The sequence below is a fragment of the Pseudomonas sp. genome, assembly GCF_035497915.1.
Lineage (GTDB): Bacteria > Pseudomonadota > Gammaproteobacteria > Pseudomonadales > Pseudomonadaceae > Serpens.
On the sequence record NZ_DATJCS010000052.1, the window covers coordinates 1 to 19,946 of the forward strand.

Genomic DNA, 19,946 nt, shown 5'->3' on the forward strand with positions numbered 1-19,946 from the left:
CGGAGCGCGGAAGAACACCCAGGCACAGGCGGAGCGGATTCTAGCATGGCGCCGGAAGCCTGGCGCCGGGCGGACTGTGAACCGGGCGAAAGAAAGACAACTCGACCAAGGTTGCATGGTCCGACGCTCGTCGTGTTGACAATCTTGCCCTGGCTTATGGCTTTTGCCTGGGAAATTGGGTATTTTTTAGGCATCAATTAATCGGATTGTCGACAATGAATGAGTGGCTACAGCCTGCGTTGCTGTCCGTGGCGGAAGAAGGCGAGACCCTGGCCGAGCAGGTGTTCCGTCGCATCCAGGCCGCCATCGTCAGTGGCGAGATCGGCCCGGGCAGCAAGATCTCCGAACCGGAACTGGCCCGTACCTACGGCATCAGCCGCGGGCCGTTGCGTGAAGCGATTCACAGGCTGGAAGGACAACGTCTCGTTGTGAGAGTTCCCCATGCCGGCGCCCGGGTGGTGTCCCTGGGCACCCGCGAGCTGGTCGAGCTGTACCAGATCCGTGAATCCCTGGAGGGCATGGCCTGTCGCCTGGCGGCGCAGCGTATGACCCGCGCGGAGGTCGATGAACTGCGCCGGGTGCTGGATGCCCACGAGCGCGACGAGGCGTTCCAGGCCGGGCGCGGCTATTACCAGCAGGAAGGTGATTTCGATTTCCACTACCGCATCATCCAGGCCAGCGGCAACGCTACGCTGTCCCAGTTGCTGTGCGGTGACCTCTATCAACTGGTGCGCATGTACCGCATCCAGTTTTCCAGTACGCCGAACCGGCCGCATCAGGCCTTCGCCGAGCATCAGCGGATTCTTGAAGCCATCGCCGAGGGCGATGGCGAACTGGCGGAGCTGCTGATGCGCCGACATATCGCGGCCTCGCGCCGCAACGTGGAACAACAGGTAGACAACCAAAGCAGAGGTGACGCATGAGTTCCAATACCCCCGGTCAGCGCTTCCGAGACGCCGTGGCCGCCGAACATCCGCTGCAGGTGGTGGGTGCCATCAACGCCAACCACGCGCTGCTGGCCAAGCGCGCCGGCTTCAAGGCCATCTATCTCTCCGGTGGTGGCGTGGCGGCCGGCTCGCTCGGCCTGCCGGACCTGGGCATCACCGGTCTGGATGACGTGCTGACCGACGTGCGTCGCATCACCGATGTCTGCGACCTGCCGCTGCTGGTCGACGTGGATACCGGCTTTGGCGCTTCGGCGTTCAACGTCGCGCGTACCGTCAAGTCGATGATCAAGTTCGGCGCGGCCGCGATCCACATCGAAGACCAGGTGGGCGCCAAGCGCTGCGGTCACCGTCCGAACAAGGAAATCGTCTCGCAGCAGGAAATGGTCGACCGCATCAAGGCGGCTGTGGACGCGCGCACCGACGACAGCTTCGTGATCATGGCGCGCACCGATGCGCTGGCCGTGGAAGGGCTGAACGCCGCCCTGGATCGCGCCGCCGCCTGCGTCGAGGCCGGTGCCGACATGGTCTTCCCCGAGGCGATCACCGAGCTGGCGATGTACAAGACCTTCGCCGATCGCATCAAGGCGCCGATCCTGGCCAACATCACCGAGTTCGGCGCCACGCCGCTGTACACCACCGAGGAACTCGCTGCTGTCGACGTTTCGCTGGTGCTCTACCCGCTGTCGGCGTTCCGCGCCATGAACAAGGCCGCCGAAAACGTCTATACCGCCATTCGTCGCGATGGCACCCAGAAGAACGTGATCGACACCATGCAGACGCGCATGGAACTGTACGAGCGCATCAACTACCACGCCTTCGAGCAGAGCCTGGACGCGCTTTTCGCGCAGAAGAAGGGCTAGAAGCGAACCGTGCGGCCCGTCAGCCCGGGCCGCACCCGAAGCAATTTGCAGCATCCAGAACAACTTCAATAGGAGAGAGCAATGGCTGAAGCAAAAGTGTTGAGCGGCGCAGGTCTGCGCGGCCAGATCGCCGGACAGACCGCCCTGTCCACCGTCGGCAAGGAAGGCGCCGGCCTGACCTACCGTGGCTATGACGTGCGTGAGCTGGCCAAGGATTGCCAGTTCGAGGAAATCGCCTACCTGCTGTTCTATGGCGAACTGCCCAACGCCGCGCAGCTGGACGCCTACGTGCGCCGTCTGCAAGGGATGTGCGATCTGCCGCAGGCGCTCAAGGAAGTGCTCGAACGCATTCCCGCCGATGCCCATCCGATGGATGTGATGCGCACCGGTTGTTCGATGCTCGGCACCCTGGAGCCCGAGCACAGCTTCGAGCAGCAGCTCGATATCGCCGACCGCCTGCTGGCGGCCTTCCCGGCGATCATGTGCTACTGGTACCGCTACACCCACGATGGCGTACGCATCAACTGCGTCACCGGCGAGCCCGACCTGGCCAGCCACTTCCTCGCACTGCTGCACGACAAGTCGCCCAGCGAACTGCACCGCAAGGTGATGAACGTGTCGCTGATCCTCTACGCGGAGCATGAGTTCAACGCCTCGACCTTCACCGGTCGCGTCTGCGCCTCGACGCTGTCCGACCTGTACTCCTGCATCACCGGTGCGATCGGCTCGCTGCGCGGCCCGCTGCACGGCGGCGCCAACGAGGCGGCGATGGACCTGATCGACCGCTTCAAGACGCCGGCCGAAGCCGTCGCCGAGCTGGAGCGGATGATGGAGCGCAAGGAAAAGATCATGGGCTTCGGCCACGCGATCTACAGCGTTTCCGACCCGCGCAACGAGGTGATCAAGATCTGGTCGAAGCAGCTGGCCGAGGAAGTGGGTGACACCATGATCTTCCCGATCTCCGTGGCCATCGACGAGCTGATGTGGGAGCGCAAGAAGCTGTTCCCCAACGCCGACTTCTACCACGCCTCCGCCTACCGCTTCATGGGCATCCCCACCAAGCTGTTCACCCCGATCTTCGTTTGCTCGCGGGTTACCGGCTGGGCCGCCCACGTGTTCGAACAACGCAGCAACAACCGCATCATCCGCCCGAGCGCCGAGTACATCGGTGTCGAGCCGCGCGCCGTGCCGCCCATGGCACAGCGCTGATTGGGGAAGGGAGGGCCCGGTGACGGGCTCTCCCTGCTCCGTTTTACTCATCACCCCATCGAGTCCATGGCATGAACACCGCATTCCGCAAATCCCTGCCCGGCACCGCGCTGGATTACTTCGACACCCGCGCGGCGGTCGACGCCATCCAGCCCGGCGCCTACGAAAAACTGCCGTACACCTCGCGCGTGCTGGCCGAGCAGCTGGTGCGCCGCTGCGATCCGGCGCTGCTGACCGATGCGCTCAAGCAGCTGATCGAGCGCAAGCGCGACCTGGACTTCCCCTGGTATCCGGCCCGCGTGGTCTGCCACGACATCCTCGGCCAGACCGCGCTGGTCGACCTGGCCGGTCTGCGTGACGCGATTGCCGAACAGGGTGGCGACCCGGCCAAGGTCAATCCGGTGGTGCCGACCCAACTGATCGTCGACCACTCGCTGGCCGTCGAATACGCCGGCTTCGACCCGGACGCGTTCGAGAAGAACCGCGCCGTGGAAGAGCGCCGCAACGAGGACCGTTTCCACTTCATCGAGTGGACCAAGACCGCCTTCAAGAACGTCGACGTGATCCCCGCCGGCAACGGCATCATGCACCAGATCAACCTGGAGAAGATGTCGCCGGTGATCCAGGCTCGTGGCGGCGTGGCCTTCCCGGACACCTGCGTCGGCACCGACTCGCATACCCCGCACGTGGATGCCCTGGGCGTGATCGCCATCGGCGTCGGCGGCCTGGAAGCCGAAACCGTGATGCTCGGCCGTGCCTCGATGATGCGCCTGCCCGACATCGTCGGCGTCAAACTGACCGGCAAGCGTCAGCCGGGCATCACCGCCACCGACATCGTGCTGGCCCTGACCGAATTCCTGCGCAAGGAGCGCGTGGTGGGTGCCTGGGTGGAATTCTTCGGCGAAGGCGCCGACAGCCTGTCGATCGGCGACCGCGCCACCATCTCCAACATGTGCCCGGAATATGGCGCCACTGCGGCGATGTTCTATATCGACCAGCAGACCATCGACTACCTCAAGCTCACCGGCCGCGAGCCGGAGCAGGTGGCGCTGGTCGAGAACTACGCGAAGACCACCGGCCTGTGGGCGACCGCGCTGGAAGGCGCCGAGTACGAGCGCGTGCTGACCTTCGACCTGTCCAGCGTTGTGCGCAACATGGCCGGCCCGAGCAACCCGCACAAGCGCCTGCCGACCTCGGCACTGCACGAGCGCGGCATCGCCGACGAAGCCATGCTGGCCGCCGCGCGCGCCGAGGAGGAAAAGGGCCTGCTGCCCGATGGCGCGGTGATCATCGCCGCCATCACCAGCTGCACCAACACCTCCAACCCGCGCAACGTGGTCGCCGCCGGCCTGCTGGCCAAGAAGGCCAACGCGCTGGGCTTGGTGCGCAAGCCGTGGGTGAAGACGTCCTTCGCCCCGGGTTCCAAGGTCGCCAAGCTGTACCTGGAAGAAGCCGGCCTGCTGCCGGAACTGGAAAAGCTCGGCTTCGGCATCGTCGCCTACGCCTGCACCACCTGCAACGGCATGTCCGGCGCGCTGGACCCCAAGATCCAGCAGGAAATCATCGACCGCGACCTGTACGCCACCGCCGTACTGAGCGGCAACCGCAACTTTGACGGCCGCATCCACCCCTACGCGAAGCAGGCCTTCCTGGCCTCGCCGCCGCTGGTGGTGGCCTACGCCCTCGCCGGTACCGTGCGCTTCGACATCGAGCAGGACGTGCTGGGCCGTGACGCCCAAGGCAACCCCATCACCCTGAAGGACCTGTGGCCGAGCGACGAGGAGATCGACGCCATCGTCGCCGCCTGCGTCAAGCCCGAGCAGTTCAAGCAGGTCTACATCCCGATGTTCGATCTGGGCACTGTGAAGGAGGCCGAGAGCCCGCTGTACGACTGGCGCCCGATGTCTACCTACATCCGTCGTCCGCCGTACTGGGAAGGTGCGCTGGCCGGTGAGCGTACCCTCAAGGGCATGCGTCCGCTGGCGGTGCTGCCGGACAACATCACCACCGACCACCTGTCGCCGTCCAACGCCATCCTGTTGGACTCGGCCGCTGGTGAATACCTGGCGAAGATGGGCCTGCCGGAGGAGGACTTCAACTCCTACGCCACCCACCGCGGCGACCACCTGACCGCGCAACGCGCCACCTTCGCCAACCCGCAGCTGGTCAACGAAATGGCCGTGGTCGACGGCCAGGTGAAGAAGGGTTCGCTGGCGCGCGTCGAGCCGGAAGGCAAGGTCATGCGCATGTGGGAAGCCATCGAGACCTACATGGAGCGCAAGCAGCCGCTGATCATCGTCGCCGGCGCCGACTACGGTCAGGGCTCGTCCCGCGACTGGGCGGCCAAGGGCGTGCGGCTGGCCGGCGTGGAAGCCATCGTCGCCGAAGGCTTCGAGCGCATCCACCGCACCAACCTGATCGGCATGGGCGTGCTGCCGCTGGAGTTCAAGCCGGGCACCACCCGCAAGACTCTCGGCATCGACGGCACCGAGACCTTCGACGTGATCGGCGAGCGCAAGCCGCGTGCCGAGCTGACCCTGGTCATCCACCGCACCAACGGCGAAAGCCTCAAGGTGCCGGTGACCTGCCGTCTGGACACCGCCGAAGAGGTGTCGATCTACGAGGCCGGCGGCGTGTTGCAGCGCTTCGCCAAGGACTTCCTCGAAGGCAACGCGTAATCCGCGCCCCCTCTGCCCTGACCCCTCTCCCACAAGGGGCGAGGGGTAGCACGGACAGCTCCCTCTCCCTCGTGGGAGAGGGCTGGGGAGAGGGGCTTAAAACAAGGCAAGGACGCCATGGATCAGAAAACCTTCGCCCGCCGTCTGCGGCGCAGCATGACCGACGCCGAGCACTTGCTCTGGCGCCATCTGCGCGCCCACCGGCTGGGCGGACATAAATTCCGCCGCCAGCAGCCGCTGGGACCGTATGTGCTCGACTTTGTGCACTTCGGCGCCCGGCTGATCGTCGAGGCCGATGGCGGGCAACACAATGACAGCCGGCATGACGCCCTGCGCGATGCCTGGCTGAAGGGGCAGGGCTTTCGGGTTCTGCGGTTCTGGAATAACGAGATACTGCTGAGTACCGAACAGGTATTGGCAGTGATATTCGAGGCGGTTGCTTCACCCTCTCCCCAGCCCTCTCCCATCAAGGGAGAGGGAGCTGTCCTGTGTGGGGCTCGCTCCGCATCCCCCCTCTCCCCTCGCGGGAGAGGGGCCGGGGGAGAGGGGGAACGATCCGCCAGGAGCAAACAATGACCCACGCAGCACAAGTCAGAATCCCCGCTACCTACATCCGTGGCGGTACCAGCAAGGGCGTGTTCTTCCGCCTGCAGGACCTGCCCGAGCGCTGCCAGGTGCCGGGCACGGCCCGTGACCAGCTGTTCATGCGCGTGATCGGCAGCCCCGATCCCTATACGGCGCACATCGACGGCATGGGCGGCGCCACCTCCAGTACCAGCAAGTGCGTGATCCTGTCGAAGAGCAGCCAGCCCGAGCACGACGTGGATTACCTCTACGGCCAGATCTCCATCGACAAGGCCTTCGTTGACTGGAGCGGCAACTGCGGCAACCTGTCCACCGCGGCCGGCGCCTTCGCCATTCATGCCGGGCTGGTGGATCCCGCGCGCATTCCCCAGAACGGCACCTGTGTGGTGCGCATCTGGCAGGCCAACATCCAGAAAACCATCATCGCCCACGTACCGGTCACCAATGGCCAGGTGCAGGAGACTGGTGACTTCGAGCTGGACGGGGTGACCTTCCCGGCGGCGGAGATCGTGCTGGAGTTCCTCGATCCGTCCGATGACGGCGAGGAGGGTGGCTCGATGTTCCCCACCGGCAACCTGGTCGACGACCTGGAAGTGCCCGGCGTCGGCACCTTCAAGGCCACCATGATCAGCGCCGGCATCCCCACGGTGTTCGTCAACGCCGAGGACATCGGCTACCAGGGCACCGAGCTGCGCGAGGACATCAACGGCGACTCCGCCCAGCTGGCGCGCTTCGAAAAGATCCGCGTGGCCGGCGCGCTGAGCATGGGACTGATCAAGACGGCCGAAGAGGCGCTGACCCGCCAGCACACGCCGAAGATCGCCTTCGTTTCGCCGCCGAAAACCTACAAGGCGTCCAGCGGCAAGATCATCGAGGCCGGCGAGGTCGACCTGCTGGTGCGTGCGCTGTCCATGGGCAAGCTGCACCACGCCATGATGGGCACCTGCGCGGTGGCCATCGGCACGGCGGCGGCGGTGCCCGGCACGCTGGTCAACCAGGCCGCCGGCGGCGGCGAGCGCCAGGCCGTGCGCTTCGGCCATCCGTCCGGCACGCTGCGGGTCGGCGCCGAGGCGAAGCAGATCGACGGTAGCTGGACGGTGACCAAGGCGATCATGAGCCGCAGCGCGCGCATCCTCATGGAAGGCTGGGTGCGGGTGCCGGGCGACGCGTTCTGATGTCCCGCCGCTAAACGAAAAAGCCGGCGTTGGCCGGCTTTTTCGGGTGCGGGGTCGTTACTTCAGGCGGCGTTCCACGCCCATTTCCACGAGGATCTTGGCGGAGATCTCTTCCACCGAGAAATGCGTGGTGTTCAGGCTGGGGATGTTCTCGCGCTGGAACAGCTTTTCAACTTCGCGCACCTCGAACTCGCATTGGGCGAAGCTGGAGTAGCGACTGTTGGGCTTGCGTTCGTGGCGGATGGCGGTGAGCCGGTCCGGGTCGATGGTCAGGCCGAACAGCTTGTGCTTGTGGACCTTGAGCGCGGCGGGCAGCTGCAGGCGCTCCATGTCCTCTTCGGTCAGCGGGTAGTTGGCGGCGCGGATGCCGTACTGCATGGCCATGTACAGGCAGGTGGGGGTCTTGCCGCAGCGTGACACGCCGACCAGGATCAGGTCGGCCTTGTCGTAGTAATGGGTGCGCGCGCCATCGTCGTTGTCGAGGGCGAAGTTCACTGCCTCGATGCGCTCCATGTAGTTGGCGGAGTGGCTGATGGCGTGGGACTTGCCCACCGAATAGGACGAGCTGGCGCTCAGTTCCTGCTCCAGTGGCGACAGAAAGCAGGAGAAGATATCGATCATGAAGCCGGACGACTGCGCCAGAATGTCGCGGATCTCCTGGTTCACGATGGTATCGAAAATGATCGGCCGGTAACCGTCGCGTTCGGTGGCCTGATCGATCTGCCGGACCATGGCCTGGGCCTTGTCGGGCGTGTCTATGTAGGGACGCGTGAGCTTCTGGAACTGGATGTTCTCGAACTGGGCGAGCAGGCTCTGTCCGAGGGTTTCGGCGGTGATGCCTGTTCCGTCAGAGATGAAGAAAGCGGTTCGTTTCATACGCCGAAAGCCTTAAGGTGAAAGCGATTCTTGGCTATCATAGCCGGGCAATTCCGTCGCTAGCCGGCTGGCATTCTTACCTATTTCCCCGGGGCAGGCCACACCGATGCGGACACAATCCGCCAGCGTCATTCCCCTTCAGCGTGGAGAGATCACCTTGGTTGAGTACGTAGTTTCCCTCGATAAGCTCGGCAACCACGATGTCGAGCGGGTAGGGGGCAAGAACGCCTCCCTGGGCGAGATGATCAGCAATCTGGCGGGTGCCGGTGTTTCCGTTCCCGGCGGGTTCGCCACCACGGCCCAGGCCTATCGTGATTTCCTCGAACAAAGCGGCCTGAACGAGCGCATCCATGCCGCGCTGGATGCGCTCGACGTCGACGACGTCAACGCCCTGGCCAAGACCGGCGCGCAGATCCGCCAGTGGGTGATGGACGCCGAGTTCCCCGCCCAGCTGGATGCCGACATTCGCAAGGCCTTCGCCGAAATGAGTGGCGGCAACGAACACATGGCGGTGGCCGTGCGCTCCTCGGCCACCGCCGAAGACCTGCCGGACGCTTCCTTCGCCGGCCAGCAGGAAACCTTCCTGAATATCCGTGGCGTGGACAACGTGATCCGTGCCGCCAAGGAAGTGTTTGCCTCGCTGTTCAACGACCGCGCCATCGCCTACCGCGTACACCAGGGCTTCGATCACAAGCTGGTCGCCCTGTCCGCCGGCGTGCAGCGCATGGTGCGTTCGGAAACCGGCGCCGCCGGCGTGATGTTCACCCTGGACACCGAATCCGGCTTCCGCGACGTGGTGTTCATTACCGCCGCCTACGGCCTGGGCGAGACCGTGGTACAGGGTGCGGTGAACCCCGACGAATTCTATGTCCACAAGCACACCCTGGAAGCCGGTCGCCCGGCCATCCTGCGTCGCAACCTGGGCAGCAAGGCCATCAAGATGGTCTACGGCGACGAGGGCAAGGCCGGCAAGTCGGTGAAGACCGTCGAGGTTACCCGTGAAGAGCGCGCCCGCTTCGCCATCAGCGACGAGGAAGTCACCAACCTGGCGCGCCAGGCACTGATCATCGAGAAGCACTACGGCCGCCCGATGGACATCGAGTGGGCGAAGGACGGTGACGACGGTCAGCTGTACATCGTCCAGGCCCGCCCGGAAACCGTGAAGAGCCGTGCCAGCGCCACCGTCATGGAGCGCTACCTGCTCAAGGAAAAGGGCACCGTGCTGGTGGAAGGCCGCGCCATCGGCCAGCGCATCGGCGCCGGTCCCGTGCGCGTGATCCACGACGTGTCCGAGATGGACAAGGTGCAGCCGGGCGACGTGCTGGTCTCCGACATGACCGACCCGGACTGGGAACCGATCATGAAGCGCGCCAGCGCCATCGTCACCAACCGTGGCGGCCGTACCTGCCACGCGGCGATCATCGCCCGCGAGCTGGGCATTCCGGCGGTGGTGGGCTGCGGCAACGCCACCCACGTGCTGAAGGACGGCCAGGGCGTGACCGTCTCCTGCGCCGAGGGTGACACCGGCTTTATCTTCGAAGGCCAGCTGGGCTTCGACGTGCGCAAGAATTCCGTGGATGCGATGCCCGAGCTGCCGTTCAAGATCATGATGAACGTCGGCAACCCGGACCGCGCCTTCGACTTCGCCCAGTTGCCCAACGCCGGAGTCGGCCTGGCGCGCCTGGAGTTCATCATCAATCGCATGATCGGCGTGCACCCCAAGGCGCTGCTGAACTTCGCCAGCCTGCCCGCCGACATCAAGGAAAGCGTGCAGAAGCGCACCGCCGGCTACGCCGATCCGGTGACCTTCTACATCGAGAAGCTGGTGGAAGGGGTCAGCACCCTGGCCGCCGCCTTCTGGCCGAAGAAGGTCATCGTGCGCCTGTCGGACTTCAAGTCCAACGAATACGCCAACCTGATCGGCGGCAAGCTCTACGAGCCCGAGGAAGAGAACCCGATGCTGGGCTTCCGTGGCGCGTCGCGCTACATCAGCGAATCGTTCCGCGACTGTTTCGAGCTGGAATGCCGGGCCATGCGCAAGGTGCGCGATGAGATGGGCCTGACCAACGTCGAGCTGATGGTGCCGTTCGTGCGTACCCTGGGCGAAGCCTCCCAGGTGGTCGACCTGCTGGCGCAGTACGGCCTCAAGCGCGGCGAGAACGGCCTGCGCGTGATCATGATGTGCGAGCTGCCCTCCAATGCGCTGCTGGCCGACGAGTTCCTCGAATATTTCGACGGTTTCTCCATCGGCTCCAACGACATGACCCAGCTGACCCTGGGTCTGGACCGCGACTCCGGGATCATCGCCCACCTGTTCGACGAGCGTAACCCGGCGGTCAAGAAGTTGCTGTCCAGCGCCATCCAGGCGTGCCGCAAGGCCGACAAGTACATCGGCATCTGCGGCCAGGGCCCGTCCGACCACCCGGATCTGGCCCGCTGGCTGATGGAGCAGGGCATCGAAAGCGTGTCGCTGAACCCGGATTCCGTTCTTGATACCTGGTTCTTCCTCGCCGAAGGGCAAATCTGAGCGCTTTGACCATACTGGAAGGGCGGGCCTGGACCCGCCCTTTTTCATATCCACGCGAACGAATCCCGTAATGCAAAGCAGCAGCCGACTCTTTCCCGTCGCCCTGCTCAGCGCCGAACTGTGCGGCGACCTGAGCGAGGACATCTATCTACTCAAGCCGCGCAACAGTCCCGATGCCAGCGTCGAGCTGGCGGTCACCCGCCTGGGGCGCGCCGATGCCCCGGGCTCGCGCGGTGTGCCGGTGATCCTGCTGCACGGCAGCTTCACCAACCGGCGTTTCTGGTTCTCGCCCAAGGGCATCGGCTTCGGCGCCCATCTGGCGCGGGCCGGTTTCGATGTGTGGATTCCGGAGATGCGCGGCCACGGCCTGTCGCCGCGCAACAGCAGCTATCGGCACAATCGCGTGATGGACTACGCCCGCTACGACCTGCCGGCCATTGCCGAGTTCGTGTTGGAGCAGACTGCTCAGGCACCGCACTGGATGGGGCATTCGCTGGGCGGCGTGATACTCGCCGCCGCCGCCGGCGGCGGCTATCTGGAGCAGCGCAGCGCGGCCTCGCTGACGCTGCTGGGTGCGCAGGTCAGCCGCATCTACCTGCCGCTGAAGTTTCCGCCGCTGGAATGGGGCGGGCATTTGTTGCTGAGCTGCATGCCGCACCTGTCCGGCATGCGCCTGCGGCGCGGCCCCGAGGATGAGCCGATCGGCGTGGCCCGCGATGCCCTGCGCTGGCACGGTCTGTTCGGTCGCTTCGGCGCCGGCCGGGAGAACTGGTGGCAGGGCCTGGCCACCGTGCGCATCCCGGTGCTGGCGGTGTCCGCCGAAGGGGATCGACAGGATCCGCCAGCGGCCTGCGAGCGGTTGCTGCGCCAGTTCGGCTCGGCCAGCCGTGAGCATCTGTGCCTGGGGCCGAAGAACGGTTTTGCCAGTGCCTTCGGTCATGTCGAGATGCTGATCAGCAAGGCGGCGCAGCGTGACGTCTGGCCGCTATTGGTCGACTGGCTGCAACGCCAGGTCGCCGCTTCGGCGCATGCCGCGGAACAGGTCGAGCGCGAGACCCTGTGCTAAAGGGAGTGCTGCGGCTAAGATGTGCGCCCCCAGCAGCACCCATATTCAAGGAGTTCAGCATGCAATACGTCACCCCTGACCTGTGCGACGCCTACCCGGATCTGGTCCAGGTCGTCGAGCCGATGTTCGCCAACTTTGGCGGCCACGACTCCTTCGGTGGTCAGATCGTCACCGTCAAATGCTTCGAGGACAACTCGCTGGTCAAGGAGCAGGTCGACCTGCCCGGCGAAGGCAAGGTGCTGGTGGTGGACGGTGGCGGCTCGCTGCGTCGCGCCCTGCTGGGTGACATGCTGGCCGAGAAGGCGGCGAAGAATGGCTGGGAAGGCATCATCGTCTACGGCTGCGTGCGCGACGTCGATGTGCTGGCGCAGACCGAGCTGGGCATCCAGGCGCTGGCCAGCCATCCGATGAAGACCGACAAGCGCGGCATCGGCGACCTGAACGTGGTCGTCACCTTCGCCGGCGTGACTTTCCGCCCCGGCCAGTACGTGTACGCCGACAATAACGGCATCATCGTCTCTCCCGAACCGCTGAGCATGCCCGAGTAAAGCAGCGCTGCGTCCACGCCATCCCGCTGCCGGCAGCGGGATGGTCGGGCCGTCGTGTGTGACCCTCGGTTATCCCGCCGCGTCTACCCGTCTGTACTCCGCGGAGGTGCGCATGCACGACCCCTTCGAAGAATCCTTGCGCGATCTGCTCAAGAACGCTCCGTCTTCCCGGCATGATGACGATGCAACCCTTGATCGGGTGCTCAAGACCGCCAACCGCCAGGTGGGCGTCGGCGACCTGTTCTCGCTGATGGGCAACTGGTTCGAGGCCATGATGATCGCGCTGAGCGCCGGCTCCCGACAGGCGGGATCCGCCACCAAACGCTGTGCTGAAAAGGCTGAATGAAGATGGAATTCGATCCCTGGACCCAGAGCCTCGTCAACGCCATGAGCACCATGTGGGGCTCGGTCGCGGCCTTCATCCCGCGCCTGTTCGGCGCCCTGGTGGTGCTGCTGCTGGGCTTCGTGGTTGCCAAGCTGCTGGACACGCTGCTGTCCAAGCTGCTGGCCAAGCTGGGTCTGGACCGGCTGATGGCAGGCACCGGCCTGACCAAGATGATGGCGCGCATCGGCATCCAGGTGCCGGTGTCCACCCTGATCGGCAAGATCGTCTACTGGTTCGTGTTGCTGGTGTTCCTGGTGTCGGCTGCCGACTCGCTGGGCCTGCAGCGTGTTTCGGCCACCCTCGACGTCTTCGCCCTGTACCTGCCCAAGGTGTTTGGCGCGGCGCTGGTGCTGCTGGCCGGCGTGCTGCTGGCCCAACTGGTCAACGGCCTGGTGCGCGGTGCCGCGGAAAGCGTGGGGCTGGATTACGCCGCCAGCCTGGGGCGTGTCGCCCAGGCCATGATCATCATCATCAGCATCTCGGTGGCCATCGGCCAACTGGAAGTGAAGACCGATCTGCTCAACACCGTCATCGCCATCGTGCTGATCTCGGTCGGCCTGGCCGCCGCCCTGGCGCTGGGTCTGGGCAGCCGGGAAATCGCCGGGCAGATCATCGCCGGCATATACGTGCGTGAGCTGTACGAGGTGGGCCAGGATATCCAGATCGGCGACATTGAGGGTCAGATCGAGGAAATCGGCACGGTAAAGACCGTGCTGCTGACCCCTGATGACCAGCTGGTGTCAATAGCCAATAAGACGCTGCTCGAACATCGCGTCAACAGCCGTTGAGGCGGCAAATCCTGTTATCGTATTGCGCCGCGACGACCGCCCGGTCGTTCGCTGCGCATCCGCCTCAATTGCCGACGATTCGTTTTGAACAAAGTCCAGCACCCCGGCCAGCGCTATGACCCCCGCGAGCTCTCCGACGAAGAGCTGGTGGCACGTGCGCACCAGGAACTCTTCCATATCACCCGTGCCTACGAAGAGCTGATGCGGCGCTACCAGCGCACGCTGTTCAATGTCTGTGCGCGGTATCTGGGCAACGACCGGGATGCCGACGATGTCTGCCAGGAAGTGATGCTCAAGGTGCTGTACGGCTTGAAGAACTTCGAAGGCAAGTCCAAGTTCAAGACCTGGCTGTACAGCATCACCTACAACGAGTGCATCACCCAGTACCGCAAGGAACGTCGCAAACGCCGCCTCGTCGACGCGCTCAGCCTGGAACCCCTGGAAGAGGCTTCGGAGGAGAAAACCCCGAAGGTAGAGGACAAGGGCGGGCTGGATCGCTGGCTGGTGCACGTCAATCCCATCGACCGGGAAATCCTCATCCTGCGCTTTGTCGCCGAACTGGAATTCCAGGAAATCGCCGACATCATGCACATGGGTCTCAGCGCCACGAAGATGCGCTACAAGCGGGCGCTGGACCGTATGCGCGAAAAATTCGCCGGCAGCGCGGAAACTTTGTAAGCGGTCCGCCTCTCTGAATGGTGACTCCTCTGTTTCGGGGGGAGCCATCCATACCATTCAGATGGGGATTTACGGATGAGGCTCAAAAACACCTTAGGCGCGGTCATTGGTGCTGTTGTCGCCGCGACCTCCGCAAACGCGTTGGCTCAGGGCCAGGGCGCCGTCGAGGTGGAAGTGTTCGCCAAGCAGTACTACCCCGACAGCCGTCGCAATATCGAAAGCGAAGGCGAGCTTTACGGGGCCGGGGCTAGCTACTTCCTCACGGATGATGTCTCCCTGGGCATCTCCCACGGCGAATACCACGATCTCACCTCGGACGATCCGGTCACGGCCGATGGGCGTTACAAGAACATCAAGGGCAGTCTGACCTCGCTCGACGCGGTCTACCACTTCGGCGAGCCGGGACCTGGCGTGCGCCCGTACCTGTCGGCCGGCATGGCTCACCAGAGCATTGGCCAGGCGGAACGCGACGGACGGGACCACAGTACCTTCGCCAATGTCGGTGCCGGGCTGAAGGTCTATTTCACCGAAAACTTCTTCGCCCGGGCGGGGGTGGATGCCATTCACAACATCGACCAGGGCGACAGCGAGTGGATGGCCGGCGTTGGGGTAGGCCTGAATTTCGGTGGCGGTCGCCAGGAAGAAGTTGTTCAGGCCGAGCCGGTCTACGAACCGGTGGTCGAAGCCGAGCCCATTCCGGAAACGGTGCGCGTCGAACTGGATGTGAAGTTCGATTTCGACAAGGACGTGGTGCGCGAGGACAGCTACGACGATATCCGCAACCTGGCGGAATTCATGCAGCAGTTCCCGCAGACCACCACGGTGGTGGAAGGACACACCGACTCGGTCGGCACCGAGGCCTACAACCAGGACCTTTCCGATCGTCGCGCGAGCTCCGTGCGCAACGTGCTGGTGGAGCAGTACGACATCGATGGCAGCCGCGTGGATTCGGTCGGCTATGGCGAAACCCGCCCGGTGGCGGACAACGCCACCGAGGCCGGCCGCGCCATCAACCGCCGCGTGGAAGCCGAGGTGGAAGCGCAGGTCGAATGAGGTCCATTCGCTCTGTGTGACCAAGACCGGGGCCTGAAGGGGCCCCGGTTTTTTATTGGTCGGGGGAAGGGAAGAGCACCAACGGGCCGGAAGTCTTGCCGGACGGTGGCACATAGGCGGGCGCCGGCGTACCGGCCTGGCCCAGATGCCTGACGAAGCGATGGATGCTCAGCAGGTCCTCGTCGCTCATCAGCCGGAGGGCGTGATTGGGCATCGGCGGCCGGTAATTGGCATTGCGCGCCAGGTGCAGCCACTCGGTTTCGCTCAGCTGCGGCAGCACCAGGCGCAGGTTGCTGGCATAGGTGGTTCCCCAGGGGCCGTTCCAGCCTAGGCCCGTTCCCTGTAGCCAGGAACTTTCCGGGACCTGATCCGGAGCTTGCAGGTAATTGTCGGTGTGGCAGTCGTTGCAGCCGGCGATCTGCACCAGATAACGGCCCCGCTCGAGTTGCTCCACATCGCCGGCGGGCGCCGCCGCCCAGGCGCACAGGGGCAATAGCAGGGCGGTGGCACGCAATGAAGCAGTGATCATGATGGCTCTCTCCTTGAGTCCGGGTTTCAAGTTATAGCGCAGCTGCTGACAGTGTCCCTGGCCATGCGGCGGATCTCCGGCAGACACGAACCGCACTGGGTGCCGCAACGCAGTTCGCGCTGCAGCTCCGGCAGCCCCAGGCCACGGGTCAGCCCCGCCTGGATGCGGTCCGCCGTTACATTCAGGCAGTTGCACACCAGGCGGTCGGTCGTCGCCTGGCCGGGCGACGGCGCCAGCAACCGGTGTGGGGGACCCTCGATCGGCTTGCCCTCACGCCACAGCGCGGTCAGCCAGTCGCGGCCGAGGGTTTCGCCGGCCAGGCGCAGCGCGGTCAGGCGCCCCTGTTCGATGCGCAGGCGCTTGCTGATCCCGGTGGCCGGGTCGTCGTAGGCGAGCAGGGGTTCGTGCAGGGCCAGCATTCGGTCCAGGCGCGCCAGCCACTCCCGTGGCGGCGCCTGGTTGCTCGCGGCGCGGATCACCAACGCCGTACGCTCGCGGCCCTGCAGTCCCAGACTGGCGTAGGGAAAGTCCGCCAGCAGCGGGCGCAGCGCGTCCAGATGCGCCAGCCCGCAACCTTCCACCAGTACATACAGCCGCCAGGGCAGATCGATGGGTGTGACCGCAATGGTGCTGAACTTCAGCTCCGGCTGGCGCGACAGCGGATCGAACCCCGGCTGGGTCAGCACGTTGCTGCCGAGCCCCTTAAGGAAGCGATCCCCCCAGTGCATCGGTAGCCAGGCGTGGCCCCGGCGCAGCCCGGGATCGGTCTGCGCCGGCAGCACCAGCGCGCCCCGTCGGCTGGCGACTCGCACCAGATCACCGTCGCGCAGGCACAGACCGGCGAGGTCGTCCGCATGCAGGCCCAGCAGCGGCTCCGGCGCATGGCCGAACGATTGCGCGGCGCTGGCGGTGCGGCTCATGCCGTGCCACTGATCGCGCAGCCTTCCGGTGTTGAGCAGCAACGGAAACGCACGCTCCGCAGCTTCCAACGGGGCTCGATAAGGCTCGGCGATGAAGCGCGCCCGTCCGCTGGGTGTCGGAAAACGGCCATCCGCGTACAGGCGTGGCGTGCCCTGGCGGGCGCCGGCCGGGAACGGCCATTGCTGCGGGCCGAGGCGGTCGAGCAGGGCGTGGCTGAGCCCCGAGTAATCCAGATCACGCCCGGCGGTGAGCGGTGTGAACTCCTCGAACAGCGCCTGCGCCGAGTCGAAGGCGAACAAGCTGGGAAGGCCGGGCCGCAGCCGTGCTTCCAGGCGCCGGGCGAAGTCGCAGGCGATGGCCCAGTCCGGCCGCGCGGCGCCGGGGGCCGGCACGGCTTTGCGCACAGGGCTGATGCGCCGCTCCGAATTGGTCACCGTGCCGTCCTTCTCGCCCCAGCTGGCGGCGGGCAGCAGTAGGTCCGCGTAGGCGCAGGTCTCGGTACCGGCGAACGCCTCCTGCACCACCACGAACGGGCAGGCCGCCAGCGCCGCGTGTATGCGTTGCTGGTCGGGCATCGACTGCGCCGGGTTGGTGCAGGCGATCCACAGCGCCTTGATGTGGCCGTCGGCCACGGCGTCGAACAGCTCGACCGCACTCAGCCCGGCGCCAGGAATGCTGTTGACGCCCCAGTAACCGGCGACCTCGGCGCGGTGCTCGGCATTGTTGGCTTCCCGATGTCCGGGCAGCAGATTGGCCAGGGTGCCGGTTTCGCGGCCGCCCATGGCGTTGGGCTGACCGGTCAGCGAGAAGGGACCGGCGCCGGGCCGGCCGATCTGCCCGGTGGCCAGGTGCAGGTTGATCAGCGCGCTGTTTCGGGCGCTGCCGCTACTGGACTGGTTGAGGCCCATGCACCACAGCGACAGAAAGCGGGGAGCATCACCGATCCAGCGCGCGGCCTGCTCCAGATCGTCTTCACTCAGCCCGCACAGCTGGCTGACCCGCTCCGGCGGGTACTCCTGCACCAGGCTGTGCAGTGCCGCGAAGCCTTCGGTGTGTTCGGCGATGAAGGTGGGGGCGAGGCGCTGGTCGCGCAGCAGCAGGTGCAGCAGCCCATGCAGCAAGGCGACGTCGGTGCCCGGCTGCAGCGCCAGATGCAGATCGGCCAGCTCGCAACTGTCGGTGCGTCGTGGGTCGACCACGATGACGCGCATCTGCGGGCGCTGCGCCTTGGCGGCCTCCAGACGCCGGAACAGCACCGGATGGGCGAAGGCCGGGTTGGCGCCAATGATCAGCACGCAGTCGGCCAGCTCCACATCCTCGTAGGAACAGGGCGGCGCGTCGGCGCCCAGGCTGCGCTTGTAGCCCACCACGGCGCTGGACATGCACAGCCGCGAGTTGCTGTCGATGTGTGGTGTACCGATCAGCGCGCGGGCCAGCTTGTTGAAGGCGTAGTAGTCCTCGGTGAGCAACTGGCCGGAGACATAGAAGGCGACGCTCTGCGGGCCATGCTCCCGGATCGTCGCGGCGAAGCGCTCGGCGGCATGTTCCAGCGCGCTGTCCCAGTCGGTCCGGCTGCGGCCCAGGGCCTTGCCCAGGCGCAGCTCCGGATACAAGGCGCGGCTGGCCAGGTCGCCGCTCAGGTGCAGGCTCGCGCCCTTGCTGCACAGTCGGCCCCGATTGGCCGGATGGGCCGGATCGCCGCGCACCCCGAGGATGCGCTGGCCGTCGTGCTCGATCAGCACGCCGCAACCGACCCCGCAGTAGCAGCAGGTGGCGGCAGTGGTCTGGCGGTCATCCGGCATGGCGGGTCTCCTGTGCTTCACCGAACATCAGCCGCTCGCGGCAGCCGGCGATGCTGCAGCCCTCGCGGATCAAGCGCTGGTACCAGGCGCTATCCGCGCTGTCGCCGAACAGGCAGGCGCCCACCAGGCGGTCGTTGCGCACCACCAGCTTGCGGTAGATGCCGCGCGTGGGGTCGCTCAGGGTGATGGATTGCGTGCCGGCGTCGCCGCTGAAGTCGCCGGCGGAAAACAGGTCGATGTCGGTGACCTTGAGGCGGGTGGCCAGCAGCGATCCCGCGTAGCGGCCGATGCCCAGGCGCGCCAGGTGCGTGGCGCATACCCGTGCCTGCTCGAACAGTGGCGCCACCAGCCCGTAGCTGATGCCGCGATGGCTGACGCATTCGCCCACGGCATAGATGCGCGGATCGAAGGTCTGCAGGGTGTCGTCGACCCGAATACCCTGTCGGCAGGGCAGGCCGGCTGCTTCGGCCAGTTCAGCGTTGGGGCGGATGCCCGTGGCCATCACCACCAGCTCGGCGGGCAGCCGCTCGCCGTTCTGCAGACAGACGGTGCGTACCCGGCCGTCCTCGCCGCCGAGCAGGCGCTCGGTGGTGGCGGCCAGGCGAAAGCGGATGCCACGTGCCTCCAGGCTCCGCTGCAGCAGCTCGCCGGCGGTGCGGTCCAGCTGGCGATCCAGCAGCCACTCGCCCCGGTGCACCACGCTCACCTGCATGCCCCGCTGGCGCAGGCCGTTGGCCGCCTCCAGGCCGAGCAGGCCGCCGCCGACCACCACGGCGTGGCGATAGCGTTCGGCGGCGTCGAGCATGGCGCGGGTGTCGGCGATGTCGCGATAGCCGATGACGCCAGCCAGATCATGGCCGGGCAGCGGCGGAATGAACGAGCGGGAACCGGTGGCCAGCAGCAGGCGGTCGTACTGCGCCTCGCTGCCATCGTCAGCAATTACCCGACGCCGTGCGCGATCGATGCGCACGATCTTCTTGCCCAGATGCAGGCGGATAGCGTGCTGTCGATACCAGTCCAGATCGTTGAGGATGATGTCCTCAAGGCGCTGTTCGCCGGCCAGCACCGGGGTGAGCAGGATGCGGTTGTAATTGGGGTGCGGCTCGGCGCCGAACACCTGAATGTCGTAGAGGTTCGGGGCCAGCCTGAGCAATTCTTCCAGCGTGCGCACCCCGGCCATGCCGTTGCCGACCATGACCAGCCTGGGTCTGTTCATTCGCGTCTCCGTCAGCCTGCAGAAACAAAAAAGGCGTCCCGTCGCCAGTGCGACGAGGACGCCTTTGTCCGTGCCGGTCGTTGCTGCCTTCGCCGTTGAAGGC

At 65.6% G+C, this 19,946-nt stretch carries 16 protein-coding genes and 1 pseudogene; 13 read left to right on the forward strand and 4 right to left on the reverse strand.

The window, feature by feature from the left end; translation table 11 throughout:
* Nucleotides 1–215: 215 nt before the first annotated feature.
* From VL129_RS15990 to prpF, 6 genes are all read left to right on the forward strand, one after another.
* Nucleotides 216–923, forward strand: coding sequence for a GntR family transcriptional regulator (locus VL129_RS15990; RefSeq protein ID WP_325414455.1), 708 nt, complete (start codon nucleotides 216–218; stop codon nucleotides 921–923).
* Nucleotides 920–1,807, forward strand: a complete 888-nt coding sequence (gene prpB / locus VL129_RS15995) for a methylisocitrate lyase (RefSeq protein WP_325414457.1) — start codon at nucleotides 920–922, stop codon at nucleotides 1,805–1,807. The genes VL129_RS15990 and prpB overlap by 4 nt, the downstream gene beginning before the upstream one ends.
* Nucleotides 1,808–1,888: 81 nt before the next feature.
* Nucleotides 1,889–3,016 (forward strand): bifunctional 2-methylcitrate synthase/citrate synthase, encoded by a 1,128-nt coding sequence (gene prpC, locus VL129_RS16000; RefSeq protein WP_325414459.1) that lies wholly within the window; start codon nucleotides 1,889–1,891, stop codon nucleotides 3,014–3,016.
* Between the two features lie 71 nt (nucleotides 3,017–3,087).
* Nucleotides 3,088–5,694: a Fe/S-dependent 2-methylisocitrate dehydratase AcnD gene (acnD, locus tag VL129_RS16005; protein ID WP_325414461.1), complete on the forward strand. Its 2,607-nt coding sequence runs from the start codon at nucleotides 3,088–3,090 to the stop codon at nucleotides 5,692–5,694.
* Nucleotides 5,695–5,850: 156 nt separating this feature from the next.
* Nucleotides 5,851–6,270, forward strand: a complete 420-nt coding sequence (locus tag VL129_RS16010; protein ID WP_325414544.1) for an endonuclease domain-containing protein — start codon at nucleotides 5,851–5,853, stop codon at nucleotides 6,268–6,270.
* On the forward strand, nucleotides 6,267–7,454 hold the full coding sequence (gene prpF / locus VL129_RS16015; protein ID WP_325414462.1) for a 2-methylaconitate cis-trans isomerase PrpF: 1,188 nt from the start codon (nucleotides 6,267–6,269) through the stop codon (nucleotides 7,452–7,454). The genes VL129_RS16010 and prpF overlap by 4 nt, the downstream gene beginning before the upstream one ends.
* A 57-nt stretch (nucleotides 7,455–7,511) precedes the next feature.
* Here prpF and ppsR read toward each other — a convergent pair whose 3' ends face one another.
* Nucleotides 7,512–8,330: a posphoenolpyruvate synthetase regulatory kinase/phosphorylase PpsR gene (ppsR, locus tag VL129_RS16020; RefSeq protein WP_325414464.1), complete on the reverse strand. Its 819-nt coding sequence runs from the start codon at nucleotides 8,328–8,330 to the stop codon at nucleotides 7,512–7,514.
* A 157-nt stretch (nucleotides 8,331–8,487) separates the two neighbouring features.
* On the opposite strand from ppsR, the gene ppsA reads away from it, so the two are divergent.
* The 7 genes from ppsA to VL129_RS16055 all read left to right on the forward strand — a co-directional run bounded on the left by ppsA (nucleotide 8,488) and on the right by VL129_RS16055 (nucleotide 15,375).
* Nucleotides 8,488–10,857 (forward strand): phosphoenolpyruvate synthase, encoded by a 2,370-nt coding sequence (ppsA, locus tag VL129_RS16025; protein ID WP_325414466.1) that lies wholly within the window; start codon nucleotides 8,488–8,490, stop codon nucleotides 10,855–10,857.
* Between the two features lie 70 nt (nucleotides 10,858–10,927).
* Nucleotides 10,928–11,923, forward strand: coding sequence for an alpha/beta fold hydrolase (locus VL129_RS16030; RefSeq protein ID WP_325414468.1), 996 nt, complete (start codon nucleotides 10,928–10,930; stop codon nucleotides 11,921–11,923).
* Nucleotides 11,924–11,982: 59 nt separating this feature from the next.
* The gene (rraA, locus tag VL129_RS16035; protein ID WP_325414470.1) at nucleotides 11,983–12,471 is read left to right on the forward strand and encodes a ribonuclease E activity regulator RraA; all 489 of its coding nucleotides are present in this window, start codon (nucleotides 11,983–11,985) and stop codon (nucleotides 12,469–12,471) included.
* A gap of 112 nt (nucleotides 12,472–12,583) precedes the next feature.
* A complete protein-coding gene (locus VL129_RS16040) occupies nucleotides 12,584–12,817 on the forward strand; it encodes a CrfX protein (RefSeq protein WP_325414472.1) in 234 nt (77 codons plus the stop codon).
* Nucleotides 12,818–12,819: 2 nt separating this feature from the next.
* Nucleotides 12,820–13,644 (forward strand): mechanosensitive ion channel family protein, encoded by an 825-nt coding sequence (locus VL129_RS16045; protein WP_325414546.1) that lies wholly within the window; start codon nucleotides 12,820–12,822, stop codon nucleotides 13,642–13,644.
* An 84-nt stretch (nucleotides 13,645–13,728) separates the two neighbouring features.
* On the forward strand, nucleotides 13,729–14,322 hold the full coding sequence (sigX, locus tag VL129_RS16050) for an RNA polymerase sigma factor SigX (protein WP_325414474.1): 594 nt from the start codon (nucleotides 13,729–13,731) through the stop codon (nucleotides 14,320–14,322).
* A 75-nt stretch (nucleotides 14,323–14,397) separates the two neighbouring features.
* A complete protein-coding gene (locus VL129_RS16055; RefSeq protein ID WP_325414476.1) occupies nucleotides 14,398–15,375 on the forward strand; it encodes an OmpA family protein in 978 nt (325 codons plus the stop codon).
* Nucleotides 15,376–15,427: 52 nt separating this feature from the next.
* Here the strand turns inward: VL129_RS16055 and VL129_RS16060 are convergent, their stop codons facing one another.
* From VL129_RS16060 to VL129_RS16070, 3 genes and pseudogenes are all read right to left on the reverse strand, one after another.
* Nucleotides 15,428–15,904 (reverse strand): cytochrome C, encoded by a 477-nt coding sequence (locus VL129_RS16060; protein WP_325414478.1) that lies wholly within the window; start codon nucleotides 15,902–15,904, stop codon nucleotides 15,428–15,430.
* 26 nt (nucleotides 15,905–15,930) lie between these two features.
* Nucleotides 15,931–18,627, reverse strand: coding sequence for a nitrate reductase (locus VL129_RS16065; RefSeq protein ID WP_325414480.1), 2,697 nt, complete (start codon nucleotides 18,625–18,627; stop codon nucleotides 15,931–15,933).
* Nucleotides 18,628–18,643: 16 nt separating this feature from the next.
* Nucleotides 18,644–19,843: pseudogene (locus VL129_RS16070) on the reverse strand (NAD(P)/FAD-dependent oxidoreductase); the annotation flags it as partial.
* Between the last annotated feature and the right edge of the window lie 103 nt (nucleotides 19,844–19,946).

What these genes read in the sequence shown, in the direction of transcription:
- prpB (WP_325414457.1), top strand. Translation starts at nt 920, where the DNA reads ATGAGTTCCAATACCCCCGGTCAGCGCTTCCGAGACGCCGTGGCCGCC.
- prpF (WP_325414462.1), top strand. Translation starts at nt 6,267, where the DNA reads ATGACCCACGCAGCACAAGTCAGAATCCCCGCTACCTACATCCGTGGC.
- prpC (WP_325414459.1), top strand. Translation starts at nt 1,889, where the DNA reads ATGGCTGAAGCAAAAGTGTTGAGCGGCGCAGGTCTGCGCGGCCAGATC.
- VL129_RS15990 (WP_325414455.1), top strand. Translation starts at nt 216, where the DNA reads ATGAATGAGTGGCTACAGCCTGCGTTGCTGTCCGTGGCGGAAGAAGGC.
- acnD (WP_325414461.1), top strand. Translation starts at nt 3,088, where the DNA reads ATGAACACCGCATTCCGCAAATCCCTGCCCGGCACCGCGCTGGATTAC.
- rraA (WP_325414470.1), top strand. Translation starts at nt 11,983, where the DNA reads ATGCAATACGTCACCCCTGACCTGTGCGACGCCTACCCGGATCTGGTC.
- VL129_RS16060 (WP_325414478.1), bottom strand. Translation starts at nt 15,904, where the DNA reads ATGATCACTGCTTCATTGCGTGCCACCGCCCTGCTATTGCCCCTGTGC.
- VL129_RS16065 (WP_325414480.1), bottom strand. Translation starts at nt 18,627, where the DNA reads ATGCCGGATGACCGCCAGACCACTGCCGCCACCTGCTGCTACTGCGGG.
- VL129_RS16055 (WP_325414476.1), top strand. Translation starts at nt 14,398, where the DNA reads ATGAGGCTCAAAAACACCTTAGGCGCGGTCATTGGTGCTGTTGTCGCC.
- ppsR (WP_325414464.1), bottom strand. Translation starts at nt 8,330, where the DNA reads ATGAAACGAACCGCTTTCTTCATCTCTGACGGAACAGGCATCACCGCC.
- VL129_RS16010 (WP_325414544.1), top strand. Translation starts at nt 5,851, where the DNA reads ATGACCGACGCCGAGCACTTGCTCTGGCGCCATCTGCGCGCCCACCGG.
- VL129_RS16045 (WP_325414546.1), top strand. Translation starts at nt 12,820, where the DNA reads ATGGAATTCGATCCCTGGACCCAGAGCCTCGTCAACGCCATGAGCACC.
- VL129_RS16030 (WP_325414468.1), top strand. Translation starts at nt 10,928, where the DNA reads ATGCAAAGCAGCAGCCGACTCTTTCCCGTCGCCCTGCTCAGCGCCGAA.
- VL129_RS16040 (WP_325414472.1), top strand. Translation starts at nt 12,584, where the DNA reads ATGCACGACCCCTTCGAAGAATCCTTGCGCGATCTGCTCAAGAACGCT.